The organism is Klebsiella sp. PL-2018 (assembly GCF_019048985.1).
GTDB lineage: Bacteria > Pseudomonadota > Gammaproteobacteria > Enterobacterales > Enterobacteriaceae > Klebsiella > Klebsiella michiganensis.
Map to the genome: position 1 here is coordinate 2,951,017 of NZ_CP077673.1, position 11,964 is coordinate 2,962,980.

11 protein-coding genes are annotated in these 11,964 nt (G+C 54.6%); 7 read left to right on the forward strand and 4 right to left on the reverse strand.

Features of this window, described 5'->3' with window-relative positions; genetic code table 11:
- Positions 1-4: 4 nt before the first annotated feature.
- Positions 5-2,548 carry a malto-oligosyltrehalose synthase gene (gene treY / locus MKleb_RS13735; RefSeq protein ID WP_025108364.1) on the reverse strand — a complete coding sequence of 848 codons (2,544 nt, stop codon included), beginning with the start codon at positions 2,546-2,548 and terminating at the stop codon, positions 5-7.
- Positions 2,545-4,332, reverse strand: coding sequence for a malto-oligosyltrehalose trehalohydrolase (treZ, locus tag MKleb_RS13740; RefSeq protein WP_025108365.1), 1,788 nt, complete (start codon positions 4,330-4,332; stop codon positions 2,545-2,547). Before treZ ends, treY begins: the two co-directional genes overlap by 4 nt.
- 144 nt (positions 4,333-4,476) lie before the next feature.
- Between treZ and MKleb_RS13745 the strand changes: the two genes are divergently transcribed.
- From MKleb_RS13745 to ivy, 4 genes are all read left to right on the forward strand, one after another.
- Positions 4,477-5,004, forward strand: coding sequence for a GNAT family N-acetyltransferase (locus MKleb_RS13745; protein WP_025108366.1), 528 nt, complete (start codon positions 4,477-4,479; stop codon positions 5,002-5,004).
- A 116-nt stretch (positions 5,005-5,120) separates the two neighbouring features.
- Positions 5,121-6,005, forward strand: coding sequence for an SDR family oxidoreductase (locus MKleb_RS13750; RefSeq protein WP_025108367.1), 885 nt, complete (start codon positions 5,121-5,123; stop codon positions 6,003-6,005).
- 285 nt (positions 6,006-6,290) lie between these two features.
- Positions 6,291-6,452 carry a YqaE/Pmp3 family membrane protein gene (locus tag MKleb_RS13755; protein ID WP_004102047.1) on the forward strand — a complete coding sequence of 54 codons (162 nt, stop codon included), beginning with the start codon at positions 6,291-6,293 and terminating at the stop codon, positions 6,450-6,452.
- 57 nt (positions 6,453-6,509) lie between these two features.
- On the forward strand, positions 6,510-6,950 hold the full coding sequence (ivy, locus tag MKleb_RS13760; protein ID WP_025108368.1) for an Ivy family C-type lysozyme inhibitor: 441 nt from the start codon (positions 6,510-6,512) through the stop codon (positions 6,948-6,950).
- A gap of 88 nt (positions 6,951-7,038) precedes the next feature.
- Here the strand turns inward: ivy and nqrE are convergent, their stop codons facing one another.
- Together nqrE and MKleb_RS13770 are read right to left on the reverse strand one after the other, a co-directional pair.
- Positions 7,039-7,650 carry an NADH:ubiquinone reductase (Na(+)-transporting) subunit E gene (nqrE, locus tag MKleb_RS13765; RefSeq protein WP_033837173.1) on the reverse strand — a complete coding sequence of 204 codons (612 nt, stop codon included), beginning with the start codon at positions 7,648-7,650 and terminating at the stop codon, positions 7,039-7,041.
- Between the two features lie 121 nt (positions 7,651-7,771).
- On the reverse strand, positions 7,772-9,307 hold the full coding sequence (locus tag MKleb_RS13770) for an EAL domain-containing protein (RefSeq protein ID WP_025108370.1): 1,536 nt from the start codon (positions 9,305-9,307) through the stop codon (positions 7,772-7,774).
- A 269-nt stretch (positions 9,308-9,576) separates the two neighbouring features.
- Between MKleb_RS13770 and MKleb_RS13775 the strand changes: the two genes are divergently transcribed.
- From MKleb_RS13775 to MKleb_RS13785, 3 genes are all read left to right on the forward strand, one after another.
- Positions 9,577-10,905 (forward strand): glycoside hydrolase family 10-like protein, encoded by a 1,329-nt coding sequence (locus MKleb_RS13775; RefSeq protein ID WP_025108371.1) that lies wholly within the window; start codon positions 9,577-9,579, stop codon positions 10,903-10,905.
- A 51-nt stretch (positions 10,906-10,956) separates the two neighbouring features.
- Positions 10,957-11,409, forward strand: a complete 453-nt coding sequence (locus MKleb_RS13780; protein WP_025108372.1) for a nuclear transport factor 2 family protein — start codon at positions 10,957-10,959, stop codon at positions 11,407-11,409.
- 126 nt (positions 11,410-11,535) lie between these two features.
- The gene (locus tag MKleb_RS13785; protein WP_025108373.1) at positions 11,536-11,958 is read left to right on the forward strand and encodes a hypothetical protein; all 423 of its coding nucleotides are present in this window, start codon (positions 11,536-11,538) and stop codon (positions 11,956-11,958) included.
- Positions 11,959-11,964: the final 6 nt, after the last annotated feature.

Below are 11,964 nucleotides of genomic sequence, written 5' to 3' on the forward strand. Positions count from 1 at the left end.
GACACTATTCCTCTCTACTTTTCTTTTCACTAATAAGCGTTACTAACCACCCCGTTGCTGACGCCAGATCGAGCGCCTCTTCGACCAGACGGTTTTCGCCGGTTAACGCATCGCGATAATGTCGTCCTGCCAGATCTTCGGGTATGGCTACCGCAGTGTTGCCCCACAGCCTGACCGGGGAATCAGCCAATCCGTGCGCCGCGACGTCAAACGCCAGGCGAGGAACCACCACGATAAGGGCCTCCTCGTCGTTGATGCGCGCGTAGGCGATAAGATTCTCTTCCCTGTCACCGGTGACCTTTAATGGTACCCAGTCACCATAATGGAAGAGCGCGGAATGCCGCTGCCTTAACCTGAGAAACGACGCGGTGACGTACTGCTTCAGCTGCCCGTCTCGCCATGCGTTTTCGCTATTAAACAACTCAGGGCCTTCGCTATCGAGGTTATGCGCCAGGACGGCGAAGTCAGGTTCACGTCGGTTATCCGGATCGACAAGGCTGAAGTTCAGCGCCTCGCTCCCCTGATAAATATCCGGTACGCCGGGCGCGGTCAGTTTGATGACCGTCTGGCTGAGGCTGTTCACCAGGCCAGCACGGATAAAAGGCTGCAGGGCGGTGTGAAAATCGTTGAGAAAGAGCGAATTATCCGCAGCGAACAGCTGTTGCGCATAGTTCAGCACAACGCTTTCATAGCTTTCATTGCTGTCGATCCAGTCGGTTCTTTGCTTGGCCTCGCGCAGCGCTTTTTCCATAAAAGCAAGAAAACGCGTCTCGAGTTCTTTCAGCCCTGCGGTATCGTCGGGCAGCAGCGTTGCAGGCCACACGCCGGCGAGCGCCTGATAGATCATCCACGTATCCGCCGCGTTCGGCGCCGTACCGTCGTTCAAAAAACGCACCTGGGTTTGATTCATCTGACGCCAGCGCGCAAGGTTTTCCGCCCACAGCAGCGGGGCTTCCGTCAGGGTGTAAAGCCGGGCGCGCGCATCTTCCCCGCGTTTAGTATCGTGCGTCGACGTTCCCAGCAGCGCGTCGGGCTGGCGGGCAAGACGAATGCGCATCTCCTGGTGAAAACGAGAGAGAGAAAAAGCGCGAGGAGTAGGATCGGCCCCGACTTCGTTCAATGCCAGGTCGAGGTTATGGCGAAAGAACAGCGTATCCTCGACCGATTTAGCCATCAACGGCCCCGTCAGCTGCTGAAAGCGGGTCCTGAAGAGTGACGCGGTGTCGAGGCTACTTTCGTGCAGATTGCCGGTCAGGATGGCGATAATGACCTCAAGCGCCCTGGCATCGGGTTTGTCTTCCCTGGCGTTCACCTGGTCAACCACCCGGTTTAACAGCGTAATATCGCCTGCGGTCAGCCCTTCGGCGGTGCCGTAGGTACGATAGACCGGGAAGGCCAGCAGCAGTTCACGCAAGGCATGGCGCAGCGCGTCGCTCTCAACCGCCATGCTATTACGCTCCGCCAGTTCGGTGGCCAGCCGCAATAAGGTGGTAAATTCACCCTCAAAATTGCGATCCACCATCAGTCCTTTCGCCTCGCGCAGCGCGGTATGGCGATCTATCGCTCCGCCGAGCGCTTCGTCATGAACCTGCTGCAGCTGATCGAGGTTATTGTCATCCACCAGCACTTCCGCCAGCGAAGCGATAAACTCATATCCTGTGGTGCCGGAGACGGGCCAGTCGGCGGGCAGCTGCTCGCCTTTGGCGAGGATTTTTTCCACCGTAATGTAGCACTCTGGCCCGGTTGCCTGGCGCAGGCGCTGCAAATACCCCAGCGGGTCGGCAAGGCCATCGATATGGTCAATGCGCAGACCATCGACGATGCCAGAATGCACCAGTTCAAGGATAAGGCGGTGGGTGTCGTCAAACACCGCCGGGTCTTCAACCCGGACGCCAATCAGGCCGGTAATTTCAAAAAAACGCCGCCAGGAGAGCTGCCTGGGCGCCTCCCGCCAGGACATCAGCCGCCAGCTTTGCGCCTTGTGCAGCGCCAGAATGGCGTCGCGATCCGAGGATGTTAGTAGTTGCTCACCTGTCGCCAGGGTTTGAGGATTCAGGGGCCAGGCCTGGTCATAGTAGACGAACGCCGGCTTCCCGGTTTCCGGATCGCGTTTTAGCGCGAGCGCCCCGCTCTCCAGCTCTGCCTCAAAGGTATCCCCCAGAAACGGCAGCGTAACGGGACGCGTCCAGTCAATATCGAAATAATGGGCCCAGGCGCTGTTTTTGCCCTGCTCGATGACGTCCCGCCACCAGCGATTCTCCAGCGAGGTCGCCATATGGTTGGGAACAATATCCAGAATCAGGCCAATTTGCGCGTTTCGCAGCGCCTTCACCATCCGGTCAAACCCTTCGCGGCCCCCGATGGCCGGATCGATCTCGTTAGGATCGGTAATATCATAGCCATGGGTTGACCCGCTGGTTGCCGTAAAAATCGGCGAGGCGTAAAGATGGCTGATACCCAGGTCTTTGAGATATGGCGCCAGCGCCGCCGCGCGATCGAAAGTCATGCCGTTACGGAACTGAATACGATAAGTTGCGGAAGGGATCATGATGAGGCTTCTCCATGTGCAAAACGGACAACAATACTGTTTGGCGATAACGCCTCCTGCCGCTCCGGCCAGCTAAAAATGACCTCGCCCGGTATTTCCGGCATCGCGGTCCGCTCCTCGCCGATATTCAGCGCCACCGAGAGCGTGCCGCCGGAGAATTGCCAGCTCACCGCCAGCGCCTGCGCCGCCGCGTGCAGGATCATGCCCTCCGCGGCCCCTCCCGCCGCGAGCAGCGGGACAATGTAGCGATGGCGCAGCTGGATAAGGTGGCGCGTGAAGCGCAGCCAGGCTTTCCCCTCCTCGCTTGCCGCCTTCTGCCAGTCGAGCTTAGAACGGATAAAGGTCCGGGGATCGTTCGGGTCAGGGACTGATGCATCGTGTCCCGCGTGCCCGGCAAACTCTTTAGCCCGCCCTTCCCGCACCGCCTTCGCGAGGTCGCCATGAAAATCGGTAAAGAACAGAAAGGGGTTCGTCTCCGCAAACTCTTCGCCCATAAACAGCAAAGGAATGTGGGGCGACAGAAGCAATGCGGCGAGAAGAACGCGCGTTTTCCCGGCGCCGGCAAGAGAAATCAGCCTCTCCCCCTGCGCACGGTTCCCGGTCTGATCGTGATTCTGAATAAAGTCGACAAAAAACTGCGGCGGCTGAGCGGCGCAGGCCACGCCGCGTGGCTTTCCGGTTTGCGCAGAAAGCTCACCCTGGTAGACAAACCCTTCGGCCAGCGCCCTTGCGACATTCTTTGCCGGCTGATGCGCAAAATCCTGATAATAGGCGTGCGTTTCGCCGGTCGCGAAAACGTGGGCGGCGTTATGAAAGTCATCATTCCACTCGGCGGTAAAGAGCGGCGTCTGTCCGTTCTCATCGCGCGGATGGAGGAAAATCACGTTCCGGCTGTCTTCAGTGGTGAGGTGGATGTGGCGGTCGGGAATCGCGGCGCGGATATTTTCGGCTATTTCTATCAGTACGTGCCTGGCGGAGCGATCTTCAATCTGATCGATAGCATCAAAGCGCAGCCCATCAAGCTGGTATTCGGTCAGCCAGAACAGCGGCGCCTCGGTAATATACTGCCGCACGGCCTCGGTTTCATAGGCGATAGCGTTACCCCACGGGGTCATCCGGTCCTGATGAAAAAAGCCCGGCGACAGCAGAGAGAGATAGTTGCCTTCCGGGCCAAAATGGTTCAGCACGATATCGAGAACCACCGATAGCCCTAACCCGTGGGCGGCATCAATAAAGGCGTGAAAATCCTCCGGTGCGCCATACGCTGCGTGCGGCGCATAGAGTAATACGCCGTCGTAACCCCAGCCGCGGGAACCGCCAAACTGGGCTACGGGCATGACCTCTATCTGGGTGATCCCCAGCTCCGCCAGATAAGGCAGCTTTTCGATGGCGGCCAGAAAGGTGCCATCCGGCGTAAAGGTGCCCGGATGAAGTTCATATATCACTGTTTCTTCCCACGGACGCCCTTTCCAGCCAGCGTTAACCGGCTGAAAACGCCTGGGGTCGATGACCACCGAAGGGCCGTTAACATCATCGCGTTGCGCGCGCGACGCCGGGTCCGGAATGCGCGTGCCGTCGGCTAAACGGAGCATATATTCATCACCATGCTTTACGCCGGGGACGTCAATCTGGAACCAGCCCTCTCCCGCGGCGTCCATCGGAATATCCCGGCCCGTCAGGCTCAGCGTCATCGTTTTTTGACCTTCGGCCCAGACGCGAAAGCGGACCGTGTCCGCGGCAATGAACTCCGCCCCCCAATGTTTTTTAAATACTCTGGATTCCATTAAATATCCTCAAATGACCTGTGGAAAATGCGGCATGAATATAAGATTAGACCAGGTTTAAACGCGTGCGCTGTTGATGGCGAGGCTGTTATTTTTAAAGACGTTGTCTATGATTAATAAATCGCTTAAAAAACAAGGAATGCTATGCAGATTCGTAAAGGATTAAATTCTGACCTGGCTCGTCTGGAATATTGTGATTTTTCCTTCACCGTCAGCCAGATTGCCACCGGCCCCTTTGTCAATAATGATCTGAAAATTGAAACACTTCCCAGCGCTTATAATAAAACCTATGAACTGGACATCCAGACGCTGGAAAACCACTGCGTTAATCCGGATGCTATATTTTTAATCGCGGAAACCGACGCGGGGCAAGTCGCCGGATTTATCACCGCTTCCTTGATCTGGAACAAATTTATTTCCGTGGATTATATCGCCATCGAGCGCTCACAGCGCAGAACGGGCGCGGCCAACAAGCTCATGGCGGCAGCCCATATATGGGCTCGGAGCATGAGCGCGGCGGGATTAAAGCTGGAAACCCAGAACGTCAACGTTCCCGCCTGCCTTTTCTACCGAAATTATGGCTTTACCCTGGGCGGATACGATCGTTATCTCTACAGCGCGTTACCGGAAAAAGATGAAATTGCGTTGTTCTGGTATTACATGTTGACTTAAAAGCCAGGTAAATAATTCCTGGTTTTACGATGTTAATTATTCCTGGTTTACGCTTTTTTTATCGCCCAAACGCAGTCATTGACTAATCTTAAATTTCATTTATTAAGGAGGCCGGTATGACAACAGGAAATAACCCAACGCTACACTATCCACTTCCGCCGTTTGTCGAGCAGCCGCAGCAGCCCCCGGGGCTGGCATCCGAAATGAAGCCCCTTCCCGATCACGGTGAGACCAGCTATACCGGTTCCGGAAAGCTGGCGGGGAAAAAAGCGCTGATTACCGGCGGTGATTCGGGGATTGGTCGGGCTGTCGCGATTGCCTACGCGCGGGAAGGCGCGGATGTCGCTATCGGCTACCTGCCGGAGGAGGAGTCCGACGCGGCTGCCGTTATCGCGCTGATCCAGGCCGAGGGAAGAAAAGCCGTCGCCATTCCCGGCGATATTCGGATTGAGTCATTTTGCGATACCCTGGTTGAAAAGGCGGTCGCTGAGCTGGGCGGGCTGGATATTCTGGTTAACAACGCCGGCAGGCAGCAGTATTGTGAATCCATTGAGACGTTAACGACCGCCGCGTTTGACGCCACGTTTAAAACCAACGTTTATGCGCCCTTCTGGATAACCAAAGCCGCGCTTCGTCATCTCTCGCAGGGGGCGGCGATCATTAACACCTCTTCCGTGCAGGCGTTTAAACCCAGCGAGATCCTGCTGGATTATGCCCAGACCAAAGCCTGCAACGTGGCGTTTACCAAATCGCTGGCTAAGCAGCTTGGTCCGCGCGGTATCCGCGTTAACGCCGTGGCGCCCGGCCCGTACTGGACTCCGCTGCAGTCAAGCGGCGGCCAGCCGCAAGAGAAAGTTCAGCATTTTGGTGAGGATACGCCGCTCGGCAGACCGGGACAGCCGGTCGAGATTGCGCCCCTTTACGTTCTCCTCGCCTCAGATGCCTGCTCGTACGCTTCCGGTCAGGTCTGGTGCTCAGACGGCGGTACCGGCGTCGCATAAAAGAAGCGCTCGCCGCTGTCGCGCGCTGTTCCAGCTCGCCGCAGCGGCGAACGCCAGGTGCGTAAAAAGAATCTGGCGAGAGATACCAGCATAAAAATTTAAGCCTCATCCTGGAATAATCTTATATATGTCAGAAAGGTGAATTGGGGCTTTTCTATTTATTAAATATGTAGTAACGAGGTGCGGGTAATATTAGCAGTCTTATTATTCAAAAAGTTAAAATTTGCAAAAACAGACGCAACCGCTAAAATAATTATGAGCTAACTCACTTAACAGGGAGATATTATGGGTTTTTGGCGAATTGTGTTGACGATTATTCTACCCCCGCTTGGCGTACTGCTGGGTAAAGGCTTTGGTTGGGCGTTTATCCTCAATATTATTTTAACGATCCTCGGCTATATTCCAGGCCTTATCCACGCTTTTTGGGTTCAGACCAAAAACAGCTAATCAGAGCCATTATCACCGGTCATCAAACGGAATCAGAAAGTTCGCAGGAGCAATTTTATGCTTAAACACTTAACCGCTATCGCTTTTCTGGCTGCATCCACCCACGCCATGGCGCAAACCGATATGACGCTGGACGGTCTGGCCGAAAAGGAACCGGCAGCCTTTAGCCAGATGGTTAAAGGGCATACCCTGCCCGCCTGGATAAAGTCCGGCGGCACGGGCTCGCCTGCCCGGACGGTGAAGCTTGGCGCCGAGGTCTATCAGGTATTCAGCGTCTGCAAACCCCACGACTGCGCAGCGGAGCGCTTCGCCGTGCTGTGGTCGGAAAAATCCGGACAGATGTCCGGGCTTTATTCCGCCGTTGACGAAAAAACCGCCCAGGAGACACTGACCTGGCTGAATGTTAGCGATGAGCGCTCTATCGATGGCAAGACGGTGCTCTTTGCCGCCCTGAGCGGCAGCCTGGAGAACCATCCGGATGCGTTTAACTACCCGTAGTAAAACGCTGAGGCAATAATTTCGCGCCTTCTGCCGTACAACCCCAGGGTCTGGACGGCAGAAACTCTCCCCCGATGTTCAGCGCAGCCTACAGCGAGATGCCGGCGAACGACATAAACCCCAGCGACATTAAGCCGGCGGTAATAAATACGCTGCCTAAACCGCGTAAGCCTTTCGGCATATTGGCATATTTCAGCTTTTCACGAATGCCGGCCAGCGCCACAATCGCCAGCGCCCAGCCAATACCGCACCCGGTGCCATAAGTCAGTGATTCAAGGAAGCTGTATTCACGCTGCACCATAAAAATCGTCGCGCCGAAAATGGCGCAGTGGATAGTTAACAGCGGCAGGAACGGCCCCAGAGCATGGTTTAACGCGTGGAAATATTTGTCGATCACCATTTCGAGGATCTGCACCAGCGCCGCAAGAACGCCGATAAACGTGATGAAATCGAGGAAGCTCAGGTCAACCCCTTCGATCAGGGCGTTCTCTTTCAGCAGGTAATGGTAAATCAGGTTGTTAATCGGCGTCGCAATGGCCAGCAGCGCCGTCACGGTTACCCCGAGGCGAAATGCGACATCGATTTTTTTGGAGATAGCGAGAAAAGTACACATCCCGAGGAAAAAATTGAGCGCCATATTTTCAACGAAAACCGCGCGGATAAAAATATTGAGATGAGTTTCAAACAAGACAACCTCCATGTTGTTGAGTTGTTTCTCAATAATGCCAAATTTTCAGCTTGAACGGGTTATTATTACTCGGTTTTGCCGAGTCGATCACCTTTTAATTTCCTGTGTTTTTGCGTGGGCAAGAGCGTCGCCTTTAGGGCCTTCCTGACTCGCTAAACGAGCGAGGAAGCATCTGAATAAACGCATCGACCGGCACCGGTTTAGAAAAGTAATAGCCCTGATAGAGGGTAATCCCCATATTTTTGAGCATCGCGAGCTGCTCCTTATCCTCGATGCCCTCAGCAATAATCTGGCAATGAAACTTCCTGGCCAGATTAACCATATTCTTCACCACCAGCGCGGAAGCCGTGTTGGTCACAATGTTGAGGGTAAAGACCTTATCGATTTTGATAATCTCAGGATTAAATTGCTGGATGTAGCTGTAGTTCGCGTAGCCGGTACCAAAATCATCCAGCGAAAACTGGACGCCGATACGCCTGAGTTTGTCCGTCACCGCTGATGTTTGCCGGGTATTTTCGATCGACTCCCGTTCGGTGATCTCCAGAACAAGGCGGACTTGCGCCTCTTTCATCTGCTGGATAAACGTCTGGCACAGGGTCACTATTTCGTCGTCCTGAAAGTTTACCGAACTGGTGTTAAAGCAAATAAACAGCCCTCCAGGGATAACGGATTGATGGCGCCGAAGCTGACGGATCACCTCGGCAAAGCAAATCGCCGTCACGTCTTTAATCAAGCCGGTCTGCTCTGCCACGGAAATAAATTTATCCGGCGCAATAAATCCCTGCTTCGGATGTTCCCAGCGCACCAGCACCTCACCACCGATAACCGCTCCGCTGTCATTGTTGATAATTGGCTGAATATAGGGCTTGAGCTGCTTCAGTTCGATAGCCTTTCTGAGCTGATACTCAATCGTATTACGGTAGCGGAGGTAGTTTCTGAATAAAAAGGTGAGCAGCAAGGAGGCCAGAATAATGGCGATAAGCGTGTGTTGCTCATAGCGGATAAACGCACCGACGCCAGAGGCGTAGCCGCGGTCGGCAATAACCGAATAGGTAAACAGCTCAGAGGCCAGGCGCACGGGAACCTTGATATCCGGCGTCGCCGTCACTTCCCCTTTGCGGGTCATTATCCGATCGCCAACCTGAAGATAGAGATGCGCATCGCCATCAAGAACGGTCAAAATGTTGTATAAATAATAGCCGTCAACGCCAACCAGAATCGTATTTCCCCGCTCATCCTGTTCGCTGTAAACCATCAAGGGATGAAACGGCGTGATTTCGCTGCCGCTCAGCAGGCGCAGAGCGCCATGCGTATACTGACGGCGATCGAACTGAAATTTACGCCCGCCAAAAACCGAGGTGCAGTATATTTCGTTATCCTTACCTAAATTCACCGTGCGCACATCGGGAATGGTGGCCACCAGCGTGCGCAGCTCCGTCAGGACATTCTCGCTACAGCTTTTACCATAAAAAGGCTCAGCCAGATCGGCTGCCTGCTCCGCATGGGAGACGGTCACATCGAGGCTGGCTATCGCCTGCTGCAGGCGCGAATGGATATCTTGATCCACCTTTTTTTGCATTTGCCAGTAGCAAAGCCCGGTTCCCAGGCTCAGTAACGCAAGCAGAAACAGGAGTATCCACAGACGATGGCGTGATGATGAGTAGTTCATTGTGCTAATCCAGTTTGACTCGCCGGAAAAGGCCAAAGGTCAATTGTTTGGCCAAATTTTAATAAATCCTGTTTATACTCGCCCTGAACCGATCAAGTTTTAATGCATATCAATGATATATCATGGCAAACCATTGCGCGGCGCAGGAGGCGTTTTCTGCGTCTGAGGTTTGCGTGCTTATGCCGCCGCATCTGTAGCTAAATGATTGACTTAAAGCCGAATAATACGAAAATGACTCTTTTGTGCGATGACCAGAAAAGCTGGCAAATATGATGACGATCCGCTCTCGTAAGTTTATTCTGAACAAGGTGAAAATATCCGCGGTAGCTATAGCTGCCGCGCTGCTGTTAGCCCACTGCGGTAGCAAACCGCCCGTTTCTCTTGTCACGCCCATGCCGCCCGCGGCCCGCCAGCCGACGTTGCCCAAAAGCCAGGAGCCGGTGCGCGGCGTCTGGCTGACGACCGTGTCGCGCCTCGACTGGCCGCCGCTGGAATCCGTCAATGGCGGCATTAGCGCCGAACGGCGCATCGCCCTGCAGCAGCAGGCGCTGGTTGCCAAGCTGGATAATTTAAAAAGCCTCGGCATTAACACCGTCTTCTTCCAGGTGAAACCGGATGGCACCGCGCTCTGGCCATCGAAGATTCTGCCGTGGTCCGATATGCTGACCGGCAAAATCGGTGAGGATCCGGGCTACGATCCGCTCAAATTTATGCTGGATGAAGCCCATAAGCGCGGCATGCGCGTTCATGCCTGGTTTAACCCCTATCGCGTCTCGGTCAATACGCGGCCGAAAACCGTCACCGAACTGAACAGCACGCTGTCGCAGGTTCCCGCCAGCGTATACGTCCTGCACCCTGAGTGGATTCGCACCTCCGGCGATCGCTTCGTGCTCGATCCGGGCATTCCGGAAGTCCGCGACTGGATCACCAGCATCGTGGCCGAGGTTGTGGAGCATTACCCGGTTGACGGCGTCCAATTCGACGATTACTTCTACACCGAATCACCGGGATCGGCCCTTAACGACAACCGGACGTTCCAGCAGTACGGCCAGGGCTTTGCCGCGAAAGCGGACTGGCGGCGGCACAACACGCAGCTGCTGATTGAGCAGGTTTCCCGCACCATCAAGCAGCTGAATCCCGATGTTGAATTTGGCGTCAGTCCGGCAGGCGTCTGGCGCAACCGCTCCCACGATCCGGCGGGTTCAGATACCCGCGGCGCAGCGGCCTACGATGAGTCGTATGCGGATACCCGCCTCTGGGTCCAGCAGGGATGGCTGGACTACATCGCGCCGCAGATTTACTGGCCTTTCGCTCGCGACGCGGCCCGCTACGATGTGCTGGCAAAGTGGTGGGCTGACGTGGTGAAACCCACCCATACCCGCCTCTATATCGGCGTGGCGCTGTACAAAGTTGGCGAGCCATCGAAGAATGAACCTGACTGGATGATTAGCGGCGGCGTGCCGGAGCTGAAAAAGCAGCTTGATCTGAATGAATCCATGCCGCAAATTCAGGGCACGATTTTATTCAGAGAGAATTACCTCAATCAGCCGCAAACCCAGCAGGCCGTTAACTACCTGAAAAGCCGCTGGGGAAGCTGATGCACTCACCTGACAGGCCAGGAGCCTGGTATCAACCCCACCGGAGGATGTATGTTGAAAAAATCGATCGTCGCCTTTTCCTTGTTCTGCGCTCTGACGCCCGCCGTTTTTGCGGGCAACAGTGAAAATGAACAGCTGAATAAAAAGAATGTTATTGATTTTTATAATAAAGCGTTAAATGACAAAGACTTTGCCGCCGCCAGACCCTATCTGGGAGACCGCTACGTACAGCATAACCCGATGGCGAAAGACGGCGTTGCAGGCTTTGAGCAATTTATCGCCTTCCTGAAGAACAAATATCCCGACTCGCACAGCGAAATTAAGCAGGCGTTTGTCGACGGCGATCATGTGATCCTGCACGTTGAGGTCACCGGCCGCGAGCCGGGCGTGACGCGGGCGATTATCGATATCTTCCGCGTCGACGAGCAGCATAAAATCGTTGAACACTGGGACGTGACCCAGAACGTTCCGCAAAAAACCGCCAGCGGCAACGGCATGTTTTAAATCCTGAGCAGGCGTATCCTGCTCATCCCCCCTCGCTTTCCCCGTTTACTCTTCGTACAGATGAACGCTTGTTTAAACAGTTTATTTACTTTACTGTAAAGTAAATAAACTAGCGGAGTGAATCTGATGATTAACAAAGAAAAATGGGGAAAGCTTTTTTATTTCATTGCATTAGCCATTTTCCCCTGCGCGATGAACGCCGCTTTACCCAGCCTGCCCGCGCAGGGCGCCCCGCTCTATGACGCCTGCTCGCACCTACAAGAACCGTCCGAGGCCTGGCGCTGTCGCGCCCTGCTTATTAGCCAGCGCGTGGAACAGCGGCAACGCTATCTGCACTTTTTACTGCAGCAGAATATTTTCAGCATTCAAACCTACGACTATCTGTGGAGTGAGTACCAGCGTACGACGTCATGTTCTGAGATCGGCGCCTTCTTGATGAGCAAAGTCCACGATGAGGCATTCCATGGGCTGCCCTTTACCCCGATTCCGCCCGACGATGCGATAAACGCGCCGCCCGCCGTGTTTGCTCTGCAAGCATCCCTTAACTGACCGAAG

Coding starts and splice junctions, on each gene's coding strand:
- treY (WP_025108364.1), bottom strand. CDS start 2,548: ATGATCCCTTCCGCAACTTATCGTATTCAGTTCCGTAACGGCATGACT.
- treZ (WP_025108365.1), bottom strand. CDS start 4,332: ATGGAATCCAGAGTATTTAAAAAACATTGGGGGGCGGAGTTCATTGCC.
- MKleb_RS13745 (WP_025108366.1), top strand. CDS start 4,477: ATGCAGATTCGTAAAGGATTAAATTCTGACCTGGCTCGTCTGGAATAT.
- MKleb_RS13750 (WP_025108367.1), top strand. CDS start 5,121: ATGACAACAGGAAATAACCCAACGCTACACTATCCACTTCCGCCGTTT.
- MKleb_RS13755 (WP_004102047.1), top strand. CDS start 6,291: ATGGGTTTTTGGCGAATTGTGTTGACGATTATTCTACCCCCGCTTGGC.
- ivy (WP_025108368.1), top strand. CDS start 6,510: ATGCTTAAACACTTAACCGCTATCGCTTTTCTGGCTGCATCCACCCAC.
- nqrE (WP_033837173.1), bottom strand. CDS start 7,650: ATGGAGGTTGTCTTGTTTGAAACTCATCTCAATATTTTTATCCGCGCG.
- MKleb_RS13770 (WP_025108370.1), bottom strand. CDS start 9,307: ATGAACTACTCATCATCACGCCATCGTCTGTGGATACTCCTGTTTCTG.
- MKleb_RS13775 (WP_025108371.1), top strand. CDS start 9,577: ATGATGACGATCCGCTCTCGTAAGTTTATTCTGAACAAGGTGAAAATA.
- MKleb_RS13780 (WP_025108372.1), top strand. CDS start 10,957: ATGTTGAAAAAATCGATCGTCGCCTTTTCCTTGTTCTGCGCTCTGACG.
- MKleb_RS13785 (WP_025108373.1), top strand. CDS start 11,536: ATGATTAACAAAGAAAAATGGGGAAAGCTTTTTTATTTCATTGCATTA.